The sequence below is a fragment of the Nostoc sp. DedQUE05 genome (genome assembly GCF_034530955.1).
Lineage (GTDB): Bacteria > Cyanobacteriota > Cyanobacteriia > Cyanobacteriales > Nostocaceae > Nostoc.
Genome location: NZ_JAVRCB010000049.1, coordinates 15,102 through 33,164 on the forward strand (window position 1 = coordinate 15,102; position 18,063 = coordinate 33,164).

The 18,063-nt window shown below is 40.1% G+C and carries 17 protein-coding genes, 3 tRNA genes and 2 pseudogenes; 5 read left to right on the plus strand and 17 right to left on the minus strand.

The features are described from left to right. The first annotated feature begins 265 nt into the window (after positions 1–265). Positions 266–490: a hypothetical protein gene (locus tag RMZ42_RS28335; protein WP_322674545.1), complete on the plus strand. Its 225-nt coding sequence runs from the start codon at positions 266–268 to the stop codon at positions 488–490. Between the two features lie 675 nt (positions 491–1,165). Then, positions 1,166–1,930 (plus strand): KilA-N domain-containing protein, encoded by a 765-nt coding sequence (locus RMZ42_RS28340; protein ID WP_322674546.1) that lies wholly within the window; start codon positions 1,166–1,168, stop codon positions 1,928–1,930. Between the two features lie 702 nt (positions 1,931–2,632). Here RMZ42_RS28340 and RMZ42_RS28345 read toward each other — a convergent pair. Together RMZ42_RS28345 and RMZ42_RS28350 are read right to left on the minus strand one after the other, a co-directional pair. Beyond that, positions 2,633–2,824: a hypothetical protein gene (locus RMZ42_RS28345; RefSeq protein ID WP_322674547.1), complete on the minus strand. Its 192-nt coding sequence runs from the start codon at positions 2,822–2,824 to the stop codon at positions 2,633–2,635. A 505-nt stretch (positions 2,825–3,329) separates the two neighbouring features. Continuing rightward, complete coding sequence (locus RMZ42_RS28350; protein WP_322674548.1) at positions 3,330–3,551, minus strand: hypothetical protein; 222 nt, start codon at positions 3,549–3,551, stop codon at positions 3,330–3,332. A gap of 330 nt (positions 3,552–3,881) precedes the next feature. On the opposite strand from RMZ42_RS28350, the pseudogene RMZ42_RS28355 reads away from it, so the two are divergent. Further along, positions 3,882–4,436: pseudogene (locus tag RMZ42_RS28355) on the plus strand (nitrogenase component 1); the annotation flags it as partial. Between the two features lie 202 nt (positions 4,437–4,638). Here the strand turns inward: RMZ42_RS28355 and RMZ42_RS28360 are convergent. The 11 genes from RMZ42_RS28360 to RMZ42_RS28410 form a co-directional block, all read right to left on the minus strand. Further along, positions 4,639–5,607, minus strand: coding sequence for a type II restriction endonuclease (locus tag RMZ42_RS28360; protein WP_322674584.1), 969 nt, complete (start codon positions 5,605–5,607; stop codon positions 4,639–4,641). An 11-nt stretch (positions 5,608–5,618) separates the two neighbouring features. Further along, positions 5,619–7,052, minus strand: coding sequence for a site-specific DNA-methyltransferase (locus tag RMZ42_RS28365; protein WP_322674549.1), 1,434 nt, complete (start codon positions 7,050–7,052; stop codon positions 5,619–5,621). 375 nt (positions 7,053–7,427) lie between these two features. Next, positions 7,428–7,919 carry a hypothetical protein gene (locus RMZ42_RS28370; RefSeq protein ID WP_322674550.1) on the minus strand — a complete coding sequence of 164 codons (492 nt, stop codon included), beginning with the start codon at positions 7,917–7,919 and terminating at the stop codon, positions 7,428–7,430. Between the two features lie 106 nt (positions 7,920–8,025). Then, the gene (locus RMZ42_RS28375; RefSeq protein WP_322674551.1) at positions 8,026–8,178 is read right to left on the minus strand and encodes a hypothetical protein; all 153 of its coding nucleotides are present in this window, start codon (positions 8,176–8,178) and stop codon (positions 8,026–8,028) included. A gap of 227 nt (positions 8,179–8,405) precedes the next feature. Further along, positions 8,406–9,932, minus strand: coding sequence for a slipin family protein (locus tag RMZ42_RS28380; protein WP_322674585.1), 1,527 nt, complete (start codon positions 9,930–9,932; stop codon positions 8,406–8,408). Positions 9,933–10,570: 638 nt separating this feature from the next. Further along, a tRNA-Ile gene (locus RMZ42_RS28385) sits at positions 10,571–10,643 on the minus strand. Between the two features lie 214 nt (positions 10,644–10,857). After that, entirely contained in the window at positions 10,858–11,943 is a 1,086-nt protein-coding gene (locus RMZ42_RS28390) for a reverse transcriptase family protein (RefSeq protein WP_322674552.1), read from the minus strand. Between the two features lie 398 nt (positions 11,944–12,341). Continuing rightward, a tRNA-Met gene (locus RMZ42_RS28395) sits at positions 12,342–12,416 on the minus strand. Further along, positions 12,416–12,491: transfer RNA gene (locus RMZ42_RS28400), tRNA-Met, on the minus strand. The genes RMZ42_RS28395 and RMZ42_RS28400 overlap by 1 nt, the downstream gene beginning before the upstream one ends. Positions 12,492–12,691: 200 nt before the next feature. Next, positions 12,692–12,826 (minus strand): COP23 domain-containing protein, encoded by a 135-nt coding sequence (locus RMZ42_RS28405; RefSeq protein ID WP_322674553.1) that lies wholly within the window; start codon positions 12,824–12,826, stop codon positions 12,692–12,694. A 21-nt stretch (positions 12,827–12,847) separates the two neighbouring features. After that, positions 12,848–13,426 (minus strand): hypothetical protein, encoded by a 579-nt coding sequence (locus RMZ42_RS28410; RefSeq protein WP_322674554.1) that lies wholly within the window; start codon positions 13,424–13,426, stop codon positions 12,848–12,850. Between the two features lie 252 nt (positions 13,427–13,678). On the opposite strand from RMZ42_RS28410, the gene RMZ42_RS28415 reads away from it, so the two are divergent. Then, positions 13,679–14,329: a TraX family protein gene (locus RMZ42_RS28415; protein ID WP_322674555.1), complete on the plus strand. Its 651-nt coding sequence runs from the start codon at positions 13,679–13,681 to the stop codon at positions 14,327–14,329. Positions 14,330–14,799: 470 nt separating this feature from the next. Here RMZ42_RS28415 and RMZ42_RS28420 read toward each other — a convergent pair whose 3' ends face one another. The 4 genes from RMZ42_RS28420 to RMZ42_RS28435 all read right to left on the minus strand — a co-directional run bounded on the left by RMZ42_RS28420 (position 14,800) and on the right by RMZ42_RS28435 (position 17,646). Then, on the minus strand, positions 14,800–15,135 hold the full coding sequence (locus RMZ42_RS28420; protein WP_322674556.1) for a XisI protein: 336 nt from the start codon (positions 15,133–15,135) through the stop codon (positions 14,800–14,802). Beyond that, positions 15,123–15,539, minus strand: a complete 417-nt coding sequence (locus RMZ42_RS28425; RefSeq protein ID WP_322674557.1) for a XisH family protein — start codon at positions 15,537–15,539, stop codon at positions 15,123–15,125. Before RMZ42_RS28425 ends, RMZ42_RS28420 begins: the two co-directional genes overlap by 13 nt. Positions 15,540–15,768: 229 nt before the next feature. Next, positions 15,769–16,608 (minus strand): hypothetical protein, encoded by an 840-nt coding sequence (locus RMZ42_RS28430; RefSeq protein ID WP_322674558.1) that lies wholly within the window; start codon positions 16,606–16,608, stop codon positions 15,769–15,771. Between the two features lie 162 nt (positions 16,609–16,770). After that, positions 16,771–17,646, minus strand: coding sequence for a restriction endonuclease (locus RMZ42_RS28435; RefSeq protein WP_322674559.1), 876 nt, complete (start codon positions 17,644–17,646; stop codon positions 16,771–16,773). 233 nt (positions 17,647–17,879) lie between these two features. On the opposite strand from RMZ42_RS28435, the pseudogene RMZ42_RS28440 reads away from it, so the two are divergent. Then, positions 17,880–18,063, plus strand: a pseudogene (locus tag RMZ42_RS28440) (hypothetical protein); the annotation flags it as partial.

Here is an 18,063-nt window from a genome sequence, read left to right on the forward strand (position 1 = left end):
AGGTAGTAGCGAGTAAATCGTAGCGTCGTTTCGCTCCCCTAGTACCCACATGGGATGGATAAATGATCCTCTGTCCCAGAAATAGCGCGAAATGAAGTCAGCGCTTGAATGCGCCCCGGCAAGAGAGTCTTTCACCTCTCCCCCACCGGCACGACTTCCCCCTTGCCAGTTGTTCAGTCCCATTAAGGAGGCAATAAGAATGATAGCGTCAGACGCGCCCACTTTGGGCAATTTTCGTCAAGCGTCAAAGTTTTGGCGTTTGCGAGTGAGTAAAGAATTCAGCAAGCCCGAATATTTTATCGGTCAGACCGTGCTGCACAAGATAAAGGTGAGGCGGGGTGAAATTTTGCATCCAGTAACGGTGATCGGGGTAAGGTGGTCGGGATTTGAGTGGATGTACGCCGTCGAATTGCCAGAAGATCATCCACAGTTTCATCCTGAAGATCATGGCTGGGATGAATATGAAAACTACCTGTTAGAGCCGATGTAATTAATTAAACCGTCTTGTAATTCATACGGAGAAACAAACCCAACTGATCAGTTCGGGCTGATCAGTTGGATTGTAGACACTCAATTCTTAAGAAAATATTACAACTGATCAGGGGTCTGACCCCTGATCAGATCAGTTGATCATTTGGGTTCCTTTCTCCATAAGCATTACAGGGCTAACTGATCAACTGATCAACTGATCAACAATTTTTTTTTGCTTCACAATTGAAAATTTAAAATTTTCATTGATCAGTTGATCAGTTAGCCTGTAATCCTTTGCCTGTAAGGGTAAAGAAGTGATCAATGGTTGATCAGTTAATTGATCAGTTGATCACTTGTAATATTGCTTAACAATCGATATTAACTAGCGCTTGATTGCGCTGGGCAAGCATTTGAGTCGTTTTTAGAGGTGATCCACTGAGAAAGTTGACTCACTGGAGAGCAGGGTGTCAAACCCGAATTTTGAAGTTGACTCACTGGAGAGCAGGGTGTCAAACCACGGAGGGAAGTTGACTCACCTCCTGGGGTGTGTCAAAGTGTGTATCAAATTTTGTCTTGTAGCTTCCAATAGCTACTTATTTCCACTGTGTGGTACTAGTGTCTGTAAGCTAAAAAAAAACAACCCCTGTTTGAGTCGGAGTTGTTTAACATTTTCAAAACAATGAGAAATTTATATATGTCAAACATAGAGCAGTTTGGTAATTTGGTGCAAGATGCACAGCGAGATGACGGCTACATCAACGCTACCAAGTGGTGTAAGCATTTTGGGTCTCGACTTGATAATTGGAAGCAGCTGCCAGAAACAAAGGCTAGATTAGAGCATTTGAAAACTACGCATTCAAGTGCTGAACCCTGGATTGTTGAGCGCGTAGGTAAAACTTGGGTAACTTGGGTTCACCCAATCATGGCAGTTCACCTAGCCAGCTACCTCGATCCAGTCTTCGCCAACTATGCAGCCGAGATTTTGATCCGGTATGCCAAGGCTGACCCAACTCTCGCTGTTGATATTGCCTCACGCCAAAACACAGTGGAAGGGCTGGATATCATCAACGAGGCAGTTCAGAAGCAATACAGCCTCATTTTTGGGTGCGATTGGCTCTGTGAAACAGAGAAAATCAGGTTTGATTTCTTAGATAAAACCCCTTGGATGAGAGACAAATTATCAGAGTCGAATTTAGTGTCTCTTTTAAACAATAAATTTGGATTGCCTTGCAAAGGGCTTGTTGTGATTCATCCGTTAAGTGAAGAGTTATTTGAAGACTTTTTGAAAGATAAATATCCCAACATTTATCAAAGCGCGTATACGATTGTTGAGGGACTTTTAAAACCGTATTTGCGTATATCACTAGTGGATCAAGTTGCTTTATTTAGCTATTTCATCCGAGAAATTAATGATTGGGTAAGAGAGAAAGGTGGCAGTGATTGTAGCTTTTTGAGGTAGTGCCGTGGACTACAAAAACGGCTCTTGGTCAACGGTCAGGGATCGTTTTTGTACGCGATCGCCTTCAGCTTTAAAAAGGTGAGTAGTTGCAACCTGGCTTGCACTGAAAATTGCAATGGTTGCCGATGCAGTTTTTAATGCGGTAACAGCGCGATCGCTAACTCTCCCGATTGGGCCTTAACCCTTAATCGAGTTTCACTCAACAATAATTCGATGACAATTGAGCGATCGCTAACTCTCCCGGTCGAGCCTTAACCCTTGATAGAGTTTCACTCAACGACAACGCGACGGCGTACTCGCCCGTTAAGAGCGATCGCAATTGAATAGATGTAACTTCCGGTTTTGACTTCCGACTTCCACAACTAGCTAGTGAAGTTGTAAGTTGAAGTTGGAAGTTGTCGCAACGTGCAGCACTAAGACCAGCCGCCGCCGATTGTGTACAAAAACGTCGGGCGATCGCTGGTGAAGAACTTCGTACAAACCTTAAGGTTTAGCCGTTGTTGTGCGGCAATAGGAACTGCTCATAAGTCACCAAAATGTTGATTAATACCCATAGGGTGCTACAAAAGCACACAGCGTAAATTGCCCGCAGAGCGATCGCCCTGGCGGAGCTTTAACCCCTCCATCGAAGAGAGCAAGTCAACAACAAAGCTTTAATTATTGCAATTAAGCCTTAGTTATTGGAAATCGAAGTAGGAGATATTAAATATCTCCGCTGGAAAAATAAGCCCTTATGGGTACTAAAAAGGGAGATGCCATAAATCTGCCGTAACGCGATCGCCCTGGCAGAGCCTTAACCCCTCCCGCCGGCGAACATCCGCAAACAGTGGCAGTGTTGCGTACTTTGGAAACGTTATACCTTTCCCTATGTCCTGTAACTGTTACAAAACTCATGCGCTAATATTTTCCAAACCCCTATAGGGTTCGCCAAAATCTCACGCGAAATCATTCGGTTTTAATCAACGGCAAACCAATTAAGGGTTAAGGCTCAATCGGGAGAGTTAGCGATCGCGCAGTAGTCACGCAATTGTCATTGAGTGAAACTCACTCAAGGGTTAAGGGCCGATAGGGAGTGTCAACAGTCACTAAAGACAGCGACAATTTCAAATTACGTTGAAAAATACAGGAAACCTTAAGGCTTCCGCGAAAATAAACCACGCGAAACTTAGAGGAAACATCTAATGTTCCCGAAAAGCAAACCACGCTAAAACAAGTTAATCCTTTTTCGGCAAGTATACTTGTCACTGGTTTAATATTTGCAAAAATTGCAGTGCCACAAGTCCACTGCTCATCACCCAGAAAAACTCTGGTGAAGAATAACGATAAAAACCTAATAGGTTTCGCCAGAGAATTCTAAGGATTTTAAAGGCAGTCTAACTAGACCCCACTTGCCACGCATTCATGCTGCATTTAGTCGAGAGCGCAGCAACTCATTACCGCGTTGCATCCTGACGCAGACTGTACAGCAGTTCTTGCCACCATCAAATTTTTGCAACGGTAGAGCGTTAGTTGTGTGATTTTGGCGACCGCACAGAGTCAACCCAGTTTCCTGATCAGCTTTTTCGCCGTCCATTAGATGTAGCACTCCATTTTCGCTAATCTGCCTTCCCAGTACTTCCATGCCAAATACACTCGCGTTTTAGCCTAGTGTATAAAGTTTGACAAAAAATCTGCAAGTTGTTGCAAAAATTTGCTGGACAACATGTGTTATCCGGCTGCGAATTTTGACTTATGCACCACTGTTGCATCTCCAGTCGAGGGTTAAGTCTCGATTCCTAATTCTGTTGGGTATACAGCTAAAACTTCACACCTCTTAAGCCACAATTTGCAAATCAAATTACCATTTCACTAGAGTTTTGGATGTTTAAATCGCAAGCTTTAAGACAAAAACAAGCCACACGAAACGCAGACTTGCAGAAGCATTGATATATAAGGGTTATAGGCTTTAATCTACCGTATACCCTGGTTGGAATACAACTTCTTCGGCCCCACCAAGATTGCTGAATCTTTACGGGAAATCGCTTCCAAGTTTGACGAAACAATCCAAGCAAACGCTGAGAAAGTTATCGCCAAGTATCAGCCCACAATGGATGCGGTAATTGCTAAGTACCGCCCCCGCTTGGATGGTAAGACTGTAGCCATCATGGTTGGTGGTTTACGTCCTCGCCACGTTGTCCCAGCTTTCCTAGACTTGGGCATGAAGATGATTGGTACAGGTTATGAGTTCGCTCATAATGACGACTACAAACGTACCACTCACTACATCGAAAACGGCACCATCGTTTATGACGACGTTACCGCTTACGAATTCGAGGAATTTATCAAAGCGCTGAAGCCTGATTTGGTAGCTTCTGGTGTGAAAGAGAAGTATGTCTTCCAAAAGATGGGTCTTCCTTTCCGTCAAATGCACTCTTGGGATTACTCCGAACCTAGCGATCGCTCCTCAACATCATATAATGCAAGGTTTTCTAGCGGCGGGAGAAAAAAGAACCTATTTCTAGCCTAAATGCCAGTTGCAGGCTTATATAGTAACAATCTATTTTGATGCTTTACATAGTATAACTCTTATGGAGTCTAGCTCTTAGATTTTTATTGCATTTTGCTCAAATAAAAACTGTAAAATGAAAGACTATTTTTAATGACGATTTTTTAGATTAAATGGTGCGATCGCATGATTGAAAACACAATCAATACACTTAAGTACACGTTTATAGACTGCACAACCAACGAGAAATAGATGCAACTTGGTTCTCTCGATTTAAATTAGCAGCGTTACTGAGAGTGCCGTTTTCCAATTGATTCCAGATTTCGCCTGCCATTCTTCTAGCGATCGCCGATCCTACGAAGAAAGTCAGAGGTGAATGCCCTACCCTGGAAAATGCATTACGTATACGATTTAGTGCTGCTTGTGCAGTTTTCCAATGCTCATCTGCACCTGCGGGATCTATACCCCCTTTAAGTTCACCAAGGGCGATAACGTATGGTGCAACTACAGATGGTTCAATGGTGCTAGATTTGTTGGCTGCTAACTCTGCTGGGGCTAAGTTAAACAAACATAGATCCACATTACTTCTAACTAGCGGGACAGTCAGGTTATAAATTAGTGTGCGATTACCAATCTCGCTTTCCCAGCTTATTCCTCGTAAAGATAACTCAATTTCTGAGTCATTATTTGTCATGGCTATCCACTTTTTACTTTTTGAGTGTTGCCAGTGGTATTTTGTACCTGCGATCGTCAGAGTAGAGAGAATTGCACGAGTCAGCTTTCTTTGTGCCAACACGCCTCCAACATTTCGCATTGAACCACCAAGTGTGTCACCACGAGTTAGCAAAAATCTAAAAACCAATTCCTCTGGAAAGTTTGCACCTGCTGGTTCAAGGAAATTTTTGATCAGACCATTTACAGCTTCTACCTTATCCTCTGACATCAGGTGTGCTAAAGATTTATCAGATAAGCCTGCCGCAGTTAACAATCCCATCTCAATGCCCTTAATCTTTAGTAATTCAATAGGACTCTCAGCTTGAGCAGCAGCTTCTTTAAGTGCCCTTGCTTCTGCAACAAATGGCGTAGCACGTCGATTTTTCTCTAGTGCAAGAGCTACAAAACCTGCACGAATTGCCTCATAAGTTGTTATAAGATCATCAATGGATTGAAGATGAGTTTGATAGGAACACATAGGAATTCGAGTTATGGCTTTTTCCACACATAAACGCACTTCCGCAATGGATCGCGTCCATGATTTCCCATTTGCTGGCTACTATTACCTTTATCACTTGGCAAAACAAGGATATTTTCAATAACAAAACCTAGCTGTTGGGCGAAATCAGAGAGAATCATATCTACTGAAATGCTTGCACCTGCATAGCGAACATTGTCGTTAACCATGAATAAAAGTGCCCCTGGTTTAAGAACACGAAAACATTCTTGTATTACACACGCCATCTCATAAAAATATCCTCTAATCATTCTTGGTATACCATTATTATTCAACGCACCCTTTGCTTTTTGGTTATCTAGATATTTCAAGATAGCCTGCAACAAATTCTGTGAATCAGCAATAGTTAAAGCTCTTTCCCAGTCTGAGTTGATAGTCAATAAATCTTTGGGGCGATTTTCAACTGTACAACTTAGCATTTCTTGACGAAGTTTAATTAATTCCTTTTCAGAAATACCAAGTAGAGCTAGTTCTAGTGCATAAGTGCGAGTATAGTCGTATCGATTGCAATAAGGTGGGGATGTAATAATTGCATCATATACGGAATTGGCTAGGTGCGGCATAATCTCAAGACAAGATCCTTCATAAAGGTGAATTTGACCTTGAGAATTTTTAATTGGGAAAAGCTCAATTTGTCGTGTAGAAGGCAGTAAATCATCAATAATTTCACTTATTTTATTGGCGATCGCATTATCGAACTCTAGAATTTCGCCTTTGTTGAAAGGTTTCTTGCTCTGTCCACGACCGGAACGATAATCCCAACGCAGATACTGTCCATCTTTACGTGTATAACTTATGGATTCTAAAATGCACAGTAAGGCAAACTTTAAAACTGCTTGGACTCTATGATTTTCTCGTTTGCAAGCTGCAAGATACTGCTCAACTGCATTTATAGTTAGTTCAGCATAAGCTCCTTTTGTGATTCTCAATTCTGGTAAGTCTTGTTTCTGCTCACACTGCTTCCAAACGTGTAACTTTGACCAATAGTTGATCCTATCAAAATCTTCAGACGTGAACTCAGAATCTAAAATATTTTTGGCATTAATTATTTGTTGACCAATGGGCAATAATTCAATACCATCAGTATCAATTCCAGCTTCACTAGCAGCAAATAGCGCTGTTCCACTGCCTGCAAATGGATCTAAAACCTTACCTTTAGTAATTTTATATCGTTGCAATAGATATTCTATAAGAGATGCAGAAAAAGCTTCTTTATATTTATACCACCGATAGATAGGTCTAGTTTTGTTAGATTGAAAACTAACTATAAGTCGTGTCAATGAAGGATGAACTAAAAATTTACTTTGGAAGCACTGATGCAGTTGCCTATCAAGGATCTCAATTTCACCTAAACCATCACTTTCCACTTCGGACATGGTATTGGAAACACTTGCTAGGCTGATCACAGATGAATTTTCCTAGAGAATTAACTAGTCAAGTTAGTATAGTTCTAAATTTTAAGGTTAGATATATGATTCGCCTAAACTTTACAAAAAGTCACTGTATATTTAGGAATGATGTGCGATATGCACAAGAAGTAGACCGTTGTAGCAATCGCCTTTAAAGATTATTTCTGAAATGCACAAGAAGTAGACTGTTGTTGCTATGTCTGCGACGGGCTTCGCCTACGCCCTGACTCGACAATAAACTAGGCGATCTCGCATTAAACCGTCCAATCCTCTATTAACAATCCAGGTAATTTGCCCAAATTCTGATGATTGCGTGTTAATAAAACTAATTTACGAGATAGTGCGATCGCCTCTAATATTTCAATTATTAGCTTAAGCTTGTGGAGGTTCAGTAATCTGCTGCTGAAGTTGTTGTACGTCCTCAATGGCTAGTCCTGTTGTAGAAGCAATAATGTTAATTGCCACACCTGCATGTAAAAGATTGACAGCGATCTCTCGTTGCATACTCGCCTTTGCCTTAGTTTCTGCCTCTTCTTGGATAGAACGATAAATCACAGATTCCTGCATAATGTCCCTCCGCAATAGACGATAAATAATCTCTTCCTCTAATCTTATCCCAGCTAAAATCGCTGAGGCAGCAGTCAAATTGGCTTGAGTTATTGGGTCTGGAATTTCGTGAGTTTGAAACTCTAAGTGCAAGACAGAATCATCGGACTGAAGCAGAATAAGAGCATCTGCTCGAATGGGTTCGAGGGAGAGTTCGGAGGGTTTTAGCTCCGTCAGTGTTATCGACTCTCCCAGCAACCAACTGGCAAAGTCGGCTGAGAAGTTTTCGGCAAGAAATCGACAGGTATCGTCATACATGGATAGATTGTACGACAGCTATGCGAACATGGGATGGGGGATGCCATCGCATTAAATCGTCCAATCTTCTATTAACAATCCGGGTACTTTGCCAAAATCCCTTTAATCAACAATGACAATCAATCGCAACCACTATATTGTCTTGATATTGGCGTAAAAGACTTCGGAACTTTTCTAGCCATTCTTCATTGGATTTTCCTTCACGATCGTGCCACTTTCCATCAGGCGTAACGATAGCGTATGAAACTAAGTCAGACATTAGCGCCGACATTATCCAATTTACTTATGTTGTAGAGTTGTCTAAGATTTTTGTGTGAAATGCTTCCGAAGTAATACGTTCTAGCGATATGCTAAAATTTTCGCAAGTTTCAGCTAACCGGAGACAAGCAATTTTTACAGGTTAGATTAGGTGCGATCGCAAACATTTTTTATAATTAAATTTATTAATATGCGACCTAACCCAACTCTTAATTTTTAATCACTAAATCATTGCGGATTCATCCGAATCAAATCTGTTAAGATACTATCCAAGCTGCCGTTAACTTGAATGCGATCGATCTTTTCTGCAATCCGCTCTAACACTTCGAGTTCCTTTAAACGCAACGCAACCGGGTTATCCTCCATCACTTTGGCAGTGTTTAACATACTGCGAGTTGCAGCAGTTTCTTCTCTACGTCTGACTACGTTTGCTTGAGCGGCTTTTTCTGCCTCGACTACCTTGCTTAAGATAGTCTTAATTTCACCAGGTAAAATAATATCTTTGACACCGACAGAATCTACTTCAATTCCATAGTCTGCGGCTTTTTGACGAATATATTCAGAGATGCTTCTATCTATTGCACCTTTATCCTCTAATAAAGCATCTAAGTTGCGTTCGCCGACTGCACCACGCAAAGCAAACTGTAATTCTTTGTACAAATAACCAGAAATATCTGATAACCCGTTTTTTGCCCTCAATGGGTCGAGTATGCGGAAGCCAGCCGTCAAATTCAACCGCAGAGGTACTTTATCTTTAGAGAGGATGTCTTGACCGGATACTTCCATATTTTGGAGTCGCAAGTCAATCGTTTCGGTTTGAAAAGAGCGGCCAAATAACCACCAAGCGTGTACTCCTGGCGATCGCAGTCCTTGAAACTCTTGATTAATGTATACTAATCCAACGTGCTGCGCGGGAACTTGGCAAATATGCAAACAGTTACGACTAAGCAATTTCACTTCTGTTGAACCTTCAACCAACTCAGCCACTAAGTTAGGCTGTAACTGAGCATCAACGCTAATATCGATAATTTCCACTGTAACACCCTGCCAAAATAGCTTGCGGCTGGTGGGTGGCAAAATAGAAATCACTTTCCCTCTATATCGCACAATTGCAACTTGCGAAGTCTGTAATTGCACGACTTCACAGTAAGCAGTTATAAAGTCGGGATGTTTTTCAATGAGTACATCTTCGAGGGGAAAGTCTGGGTTAGGGATAATTCGGCTGAGAGTCCTGACAGTAACATCTCTATCTACCGACCAAAAAGCATACTCTCCTGGTTCTAGAGGTCGCACAAAATTATTTTGCAGATATAGTAGACCAATCTCCGACTCTGAGATTTGGAACTTCTTCACTCCATTCAAGGTAACTGAGCGCAATTGCTGCACAAAAGAACTAGGTAATTCTAAGCTTTCTTCCAAATTGAAGAGATAAGACTCTACTTCAATAAAACCACGCCAAAAAGCAATCAATTTATTTGGTGCAACACTTACCCAATTCTGACCGTAGCGGACTAATGCAACTTGATTGAATGCGGTTCTGATAATCAATAAGTGTTCTTGTAGTTCGGCTTCGTGATTTCGCAACAACAGTTCTAGGTTTTCAATTTGAGCTAGTGGCTGATTGAGGTCATAAATTTTTACTTGCCAATGCCGACCAAAATATGTATGTGTACCGGGTTGCAAAATTTTCTTAAAGTCACTGCGGTGATATAAGATGCCGATTTCGTTAGGTTTAATATAAAATGTTTCCCACATAGTGATTTGCATAAATAATTTGTGTGATAGCTGAAGTAAACTAGACGATGCCTGCGGCGGGCGTAGCCATCGCAACTAGCTAAGAAGATTAGAACAACACATTTATAACCTTGCTTGAACTCAAATACCACCGATGTCTCACGGCTTAACTACTGGAGTATACAGAATTTATCAGGAGGTTATTTAGGCTTTACAACCCTTTAAACAAAGGCTAAAAGATTAGTTTTAGCAGCTTGTACTACTCTATACTACAAAAAAAATGTTTACTCTGCCAGTGCAGGTTTTTACAGTTCCGGTGCGGGCAAAAGCTTCTCCAAAGCTGGATTAAGATTGCTGTTACTTTTCCCAAATTGCTCAATGGCAATCTAAAAAAAGAGAACCGCGCTCAAATATGCCGTTCGTTTTGCCAATCCAGAATCCCCAAAGGAAAACCAGATGTAGGAAAAGGAAGGAACATACTCAAGTTAGGGAGAGATACAGTTGCGCTAGCTCCTTGACTGTTATAAATACCTGCATGACAGAGTAGAAAAAACAAAAGGAAAAACGAGAAGTTTTTTTGATTGGGTCTTTTTCAATACCCAATAATTCTGCGGCCTTGTCCCTAACAAGGTGCCCGTACCCAGGGCGAGGGTTTTTGCCCGAAAGTATAGGAATCGAACCTACAAATAATCGGCGATACACCGATCGCTCTACCAAATGAGCTAACTTTCATGGTGAAATAGTTAAAGTACTAAGCGGTATACGCTATTACCAGAGGTTAGCGTACCAGTCGGGTATACAGAACCCAAACTACAGCTTTGTGACTTTGTTACTATCCCGGTTCAAATTTAGCACAGGAAAAAAGTAAAAAGGCTAATTATATCCGCTCTGGCTTTTCTTTGCTCAGGTACGCCTAAATAAACCTTTTCTAGCAAAATAAGCAGCTTTAAAAACGTACTTCATCAGTTTGAGAGTCACCATATTTCTGCTTGATGCGTTCTACACTTGATTTAAATTCTGCGCCTTTGGTCGGGTTAATCATTGCTACATAATTTGCAAACCCGGTAATTGCGGCAATTAAATTAGTTGATTTTCCCCAAGTTTTTCCTGATAAACCTTCTTGTTCTATTTGATATAGAGTTGCGCGAAAAGCTTTTAATGTCTTTTTAGATATATTTAATTGCTTATTTACAATTACACCTGTTACTTCTTGCTGCACTGATTTACCGGAAATCTTGGTTTTATTATCATTAACAGTAAAACTTTCACTAGTAATAATAGATTTAATGTTTTTAATCAAATCAGATGTTTTAGGCGATGCATTCCCAGAAGCAGAAAATGTTAAATCGTCAGCGTATCGCGTATAGCAAAACCCAAGATTTTCAGAGATTGTAGCCAGACGACTATCGAGATTACGGCAAACTAAATTAGAAATAGCAGGACTTGCAGGCGAACCTTGAGGTAAATGGCGGTTTTCTGAAGCTGTATTGTTAATTTGTCCATTTATTACTATTTCAGCAGTCGTACAAATCAACCCGAAAATTGTCGCTGTAGATTCTGAATAACCAAACCCAGAAAATAATTCTTTGACACGTTTGTAAGAAATTGACTGAAAAAAATTCTGTAAATCAATATTGACTATTACATTTGCACCAACATGGGGTTTAGCATTGGTGACTATCGAACGATTTTTACAAAAGCCGTGCGCTGCATTGTGAATTTCTAATTTTTCTAAAATATTATCTAGAATCCACCTTTGAGCAGCTTTCAGATCGGGCTTTGGTGCATAAATAATTCTATCTCCACCTACCTTTTTTGAAATTTTGAAAGGGAGGTAATGTGTAGTTCGGGATGTACTAGTTGTTAAAAAGCGCAGTTTTTCTAAGCTTATTTCCATTGCCAAGGCTATTTCTTCGGCAGTATTATATTCAGCTAAACCATGCGATCGCAAAAGTGCTAAATTATCAGTTTGCAACTTTTCTAGATTACTTTCAGCCGCTAATGGGTTAGTGGTTAGATTTTTGCTGTACATAATACAAAAGATTTTTTTACTCTGCAAGTACAAGTGTTTACAGTTTAGGTGTGGGCAAAAGCTTCTCCAAAGCTGGATTAAGATTGCTGTTACTTTTCCCAAACTGCTCAATGGCAATCTAGAAAAAGAACCGCGCTCAAATATACCGTTCAATTTGCCAATCTAGAATCCTAAAAGAAAACTAGATGTAGAAAACGAAGGGACATACTCAAGTTAGGGAGAAATGCAGTTGCGCTTACTCCTTGACTGTAGCTACCGAACATTACCCTTATGAGTAATGACCGACAGCAGAACACTTGCACCGCAGAGTTGAGAAAATGAGGGGTCTCGAATCTGTTAAGATCCGTACCATATTGGCTACCTTGGAAGGGTATTGTCTTTTAACCCGGACAGGGTTCTGGGTGAAAGTATAGGAATCGAACCTACAACACATCGATTATGAGTCGATTGCTCTACCAGTGAGCTAACTTCCTGGGGTTTGATACAGGAGTCGAACCTGTGACGCATCGATTATGAGTCGATCGCTCTGCCAACTGAGCTAATCAAGCAATATAGTTTAAAGTACTCGGCGGTATACGCTCATACCAGAGGTTGGCGCACCAGTTAGGCTTATGGAACCTAAACTATAGCTTTGTAACTTTATTACTATCCCGGTTCAAATCTAGCACAGGAAAAACGCTGTAATTTATTCTTTAGGAATTCCTAGATGTTCTCTCAAATCAACGTAAAGTATTCTATTAATTTATACTTAAAAGTTGCCCCGCCAAGCCAGGAGATTATTTAGCGCTTGCACACCATCTTCATTGGGTTTGAGGGTCAATATCAACCTTTTACAGCACCCATTGACTTGATTTGCCGTGCAAACCACATTTTGTCCATTCATTTGAGCAATTATTCTTGGGCTTCAGTCTGGGAAAGCTAGACCAGTCATGGGATCGCGAATATACAACCCTAGCGTGAGACTACGCATTGCTTCATCCCAAACGGGTATTAGTTGCTCTGCTTGATCTGCCCAATAATCGAATGTAATCAAGCATTGAACATTCGACCCCAAACCAATGCAAGTCCGCGAAAAAGCTTCCCGTGGTTCTTCTTGAGTGTCAATGAACTTCATCTCTGTCCAGACAATTCTGGCAGTTTGACGCTTGACGGTAATAATTTCTCCCCTCTCAATGATGTTGCGGCTGTCGTCTTCCAGGACTTTCTTCAAGGTGGATTTTAGCGGAAACTGGCTCCAGTCATTGGGTGGGAGGCGATTAAAAGATACTTCTAGACAGCAATCATCGTTGGGCGGTTTTTTATCCATGAACTTGAAGGATTTCTCTTGTGGCTCAAAAACCCAATTTTGGGGAACATTGAAACGAACAGCGCCTCGATCTGCTACAAAAATTTTGTAACCTGATGGAGATTCCCAACGATGATCGGGTTTGAGTTCAAGCGTTTCTTTTATCCACTGGAGATTGCTTTTTTTACGCTTTGCCATAGTGTTTCTGCATTTTCTGCTGAAGAGGGTGTCACCGATAGCGTAGCGTAAAGCCGTTTGGCATAGCTTCTCTACGAGACGCTACGCTAATGCTTAGAGCGACACAGGAGGGTAACAGCCCATTGTAGACATTGCCCTTTTTGTTAATGTTATCAAATTGCTAGTATTTTGAATAACTCTTATATTAAATAAATAAAATTAAATAAAATTTTTAGGATTCTATATCAAAGAATCCAAGGTAACTGTAACGTTGTGATTAAAGTTTCAGCTTTTAACATTAAAATCTTAGCCGCAGTGTTCATGGTTATGGATCATGTGTGCTATTTGCTAATCCCAGAGTTAAGAATCTTGCACTTAGTTGGGCGATTCAGTTTTCCCCTCTTTGCATGGCTTTTGGCTGAAGGCGAAAAACACACCCAAAATGTATACCGCTATGGGAGGAGACTATTAATTACAGCAATAATATCTCAGCCTATTTATAGTATTGTTTTCCAGAGTTTAGCACTTAATATTCTGTTTACGCTTTTTCTTGGACTTGTGATGTTGCGCTTAATAAAGCGTTATTCGCAATTATGGCAGCAATTAATAATTATCGGCTTGTGTGCGGTAGTTGCTGAGGGCTTGGGCGTTGAATATAGAGTATATGGGATTGCAGTAATTTTATTGATGTCCCTAATAGACAAACTAAAGCCTAATGTATGGTTGCTCTACTGGTGCTTCTTTCACTTTATTTTAGTAACTCTATTTATAAGTGATATAGTGCAATATTGGGCAATTATTGCAGGATTGATTGTTTTTCAATTCAATGGAAAACAAGGTTCACGAGCTAGATGGTTTTATGTGTTTTACCCGGCTCATTTAATTATTTTAGGTATAATCAATTATTTAATCCAGTCTAGATAGGATTAACTATCTGTATTGCTCTACAGATAACCTTAATACAATTGGCTTCACGGATTGAGGCAAAGTAATCCTCTCATATCGTGTCCGATTAAAGACTTATCATTAAGACCGCAGGGGAGCAGCACTTCTCTACGAGAGGCTGCGCCAACGGCTACGCTCAGTGACCGAGGGGCAGGGGGCAGAGGGAAAGAGGGTTTTCTGGTTTCTGCATAGATTACGGGAATTATAACTAATTAACCGGACATGATATAACTAAACAGCGATCGCATAAGAAAGCTGGTATCCAATCCTTTAAAATCAATAAGGGCTGGCAGTGAGGCAGACAATAATTTTGCTAGATTGTTTTTTTAGACTTTGCTATAGTGTTTTTGCTTTCTCTGCCCAAGAGTACGTGGGCGTAGCCTGTTGTTGACATCGCCCAGATTATTATCAGCGATCGCGCAATGCACCACTGCATATATGGCTAACTCTTAAGCAATGCCGTAATCTGTGTACTGCCTTTTATAGGGAGGCTGCAATCCCAAAACGATGTCATCTTTGAGAACACCCATCTTAACTAACTCCTCAGCAGGATTCTGATCTGTTAAGTTCTGCTGAAGCCATATTTTTCCGTTTTTAATGTCAAAATGGATGATACATCGATAAATGCGATCGAATTCTTGCCAACCCACATTCATCCACTGATAATGATCTCGCTCTGTATCGAAGATGAGTTGAGCCTCGACCTCATCATCTGAAACATCGTCACTGGCATAACGAGTAAGCAAAGTCTGAATATACTCTCGATACTTAGCTATTTTATCCATTGCACAATCACCTCATTCACTGGATCGTAGACAACTAACAAAACTTGATATATTTGTACTGCTGTTTGCGTGAACTCAAGTTGAAAGAAAGTTCGATAGGCATCTACTGGAACTGCCAAATATAATACTCGCTCAGGCTCAGTCGCTTTCAGTGCCAAGCGATAACTGAGGAATTGACCTAAAGCCCCGTAGAAATCTGTAATTGCAGAAGGATTCAGAAAGCTTTTAATCTCGACTGCTATTTTCTCACCTGCTCTCTCGGCTGCAACCAGTCTTTCTGCACCCAAATCAATCTGAAAGTTGACGTTACCAAATTTAAATTTGAGTGGATCGTCTGTAATTACCCATTGCTCTTTTTGTAGAGCTTGCTTAACTGCTTCGTGAAAAATGTCCTTTGCTGACACAGATAAAATTAGATACTTCTACACTCATGATGGTACTCTTTTTGCTGAAAAAGTAAACGCCTTTACCTGTTGTGACCTATAAGTTTTCGCCAGTCTGCTCAAAAGACTAAGCGATCGCTTACTTTGCTAATTATATTAAATTGCCAGTAATAGAGTGTGTTATCGTGTAGCGCAACGCACATTACAGGAGGGATGCGATTATACTTTAAGCTAAAATCATGAACTTATATTAGCCAAATCCTTTTGGTTTTTTCGGTTGTGCTAAAAAGGTTGAGTCCTCATGGTACATAATATATCTGCCCTCACTAGGAACCTCCGGGTAGTCGAGACGTGGTACGTGTCGCAAGTCAATCATTATTTGGCAGGTTTCATCTAAGTCTTTAACCTTGTCTTTAGGTATTTTTGTAAAACTTATTGGAAACGAAGTTGGCTTATCCCAAACAACCCAAAAAGCCAAAGGAAAAAACTTGAGCAAGCTGCTACCAGAAATAAATCCCTCTCCGAGACCTGATCCTATAGCAAGTGAATTAATAACGCTCTGTTTATTTGAGGGATATACCCAATAGTAAATCTCAAGCTTGTCTGGTATATTGCTAGATTGATCCAAAAAATAGTTTCTTAAAGCATCTGGGAAAAGTGCTGATATAGGAAGTTTTCCTGTAATCGGTAACTTTCCAGCTAAAATATGACCAATTACAGATCTAATTAACCTTTGAGGTTTTATACTTAGAGGTATTTTTTCTGGTAAAGATAGTCCTAGTTCTCGCTGAATCCTCACCACGCCAGCCACTTTTTTGCACACCTCAATCAATTCTGGATCATATTCTGTGCCAAGCAAATTATTATTACAGTTTCCGCAAATAGAAAGTATGTTAAGTCCGCTTTGAGAAACCTTTGGATTTTTACTTGATTCCGAGATATATTGTGTTAGTGTTCTTAACTCGACAAGTGTTGGTTTGACACAGCCTTGAGGAGGAATATGATCGCGCGTGAGTTGAGAATACTTCCCACAAATATTACAGTATCCTTCTTTGTCGCCCTTAAATTTTATTTTATTGTCTTTCTTCATTACCTAACCTCTACATCCAATATTGAGAGCAATTTGATCACTCTTAGGATTCGCCGTTATAACTGAGTATTAAGCAGTTTCAAGGATATGATAACAACGGTTAACTAGTTTATACCTATTTTTGTCTACTTAGTAGCTACGGAAGAGATGCGTTGATACTGATTAGTAATAATGAATTCCCTCCAATTCAGTATCTCCAGTAATCCTACCTTGCTCATTCACAAAAAGAAGGGTTCCCTCCAACGCATCTTGAACTAAAGTATTGGCAATGTCACTACCATCTATAACAATCTGCTGAGTTGCTTCTCCAACTTCATAATCAACTTTTACACTTGATAACTTAAACTTCAACTGACTTGACTGATAAACCCAATAACCGTTTATAAAAGTCTTTTTCCAAGTGTGAGTACCTGAAATATTTTCTAACTCGAGAACTGGCAAATAATCTAAAAGCCTAGAAAGTATAATTGTTTCTCCGCTATCTCTATCTTCTATAATTACTCCTTGAGTTTCAATCTCTGATGTGGATTTTATTCTCTGGATAAATTCTTGTCGTTGAGGAGTTAAATTTGATGCAAGCCAGCTTTCATCAAGATTCATTTGCAACCTAGGATTTAAAGGAAACCTTGCAGTTACATTGATGCGAATAGCCCTTAATCGTCCTTTGTAGTCAGCATCATTAGCTTCTCTAAAAACTTTAAGCCCAATACCTTTGCTAATAGCATATATTTTTGCACCTGATGTAAAGTCAACTGGTGAGATAATAACTCCGCGTAAACCAGGTATGTCATCTAAAACACCCCAAAAATCTCTAATAACACTTAGATCAACTTTTGTTTTATGAAACTTGCATTCTAGTGCGACGCGGTGAGTGACTCCGGCAATACGATACTCCCAATAAACATCAATCTGGTGTTCTTGGCCACTTACCCCTTTAAGCTTTATATTGTGATCAACTCTGATGGTTTCTAAAGCTTGTGCTTTCAGCAAAATCTGCTGTATATCTCGAACGAAAAGTTCGTATTCCGTACTATTCATATAGACACTTATATATAAACTATTTGAAAGTCTAACTATTTATTAGACGGGAAGTTTCCGTATAATTACCCTATTTGGGATAGTTATCCGGAATTTTTCTATCTAATACACACATTTAGACATAATACAAGCTGTATTTAAGCGTTATGCTTTGCGATCGCACTACCATCACAACGATCAAAGCTAGCTATTGCAGCGCAAAAATATGCATCAAGTCGAATTTAGTTAACAAAATGAGCTTTGACTTACTCAAAATGCCATTTGACTTATTCATTTTGGTGTTTTCCGCAAGTAAAATCAACTTTGACTTTCTCAAAATGCCTTATGACTTATTCATTTTGGTGTTTTCCGCAAGTAAAATCAGCTTTGACTTACTCAAAATGCCATTTGACTTATTCATTTTGGTGTTTTCCGCAA

Bases quoted from the DNA above. Each gene is read 5' to 3' on its own strand.
- RMZ42_RS28360 (WP_322674584.1), bottom strand. From the start codon at position 5,607: ATGTGTTCCTATCAAACTCATCTTCAATCCATTGATGATCTTATAACA.
- RMZ42_RS28435 (WP_322674559.1), bottom strand. From the start codon at position 17,646: ATGAATAGTACGGAATACGAACTTTTCGTTCGAGATATACAGCAGATT.
- RMZ42_RS28390 (WP_322674552.1), bottom strand. From the start codon at position 11,943: ATGTACAGCAAAAATCTAACCACTAACCCATTAGCGGCTGAAAGTAAT.
- RMZ42_RS28345 (WP_322674547.1), bottom strand. From the start codon at position 2,824: ATGAGTTTTGTAACAGTTACAGGACATAGGGAAAGGTATAACGTTTCC.
- RMZ42_RS28340 (WP_322674546.1), top strand. From the start codon at position 1,166: ATGTCAAACATAGAGCAGTTTGGTAATTTGGTGCAAGATGCACAGCGA.
- RMZ42_RS28405 (WP_322674553.1), bottom strand. From the start codon at position 12,826: ATGAATGGACAAAATGTGGTTTGCACGGCAAATCAAGTCAATGGGTGC.
- RMZ42_RS28430 (WP_322674558.1), bottom strand. From the start codon at position 16,608: ATGAAGAAAGACAATAAAATAAAATTTAAGGGCGACAAAGAAGGATAC.
- RMZ42_RS28375 (WP_322674551.1), bottom strand. From the start codon at position 8,178: ATGTCTGACTTAGTTTCATACGCTATCGTTACGCCTGATGGAAAGTGG.
- RMZ42_RS28350 (WP_322674548.1), bottom strand. From the start codon at position 3,551: ATGGAAGTACTGGGAAGGCAGATTAGCGAAAATGGAGTGCTACATCTA.
- RMZ42_RS28370 (WP_322674550.1), bottom strand. From the start codon at position 7,919: ATGTATGACGATACCTGTCGATTTCTTGCCGAAAACTTCTCAGCCGAC.
- RMZ42_RS28380 (WP_322674585.1), bottom strand. From the start codon at position 9,932: ATGTGGGAAACATTTTATATTAAACCTAACGAAATCGGCATCTTATAT.
- RMZ42_RS28410 (WP_322674554.1), bottom strand. From the start codon at position 13,426: ATGGCAAAGCGTAAAAAAAGCAATCTCCAGTGGATAAAAGAAACGCTT.
- RMZ42_RS28420 (WP_322674556.1), bottom strand. From the start codon at position 15,135: ATGGATAAAATAGCTAAGTATCGAGAGTATATTCAGACTTTGCTTACT.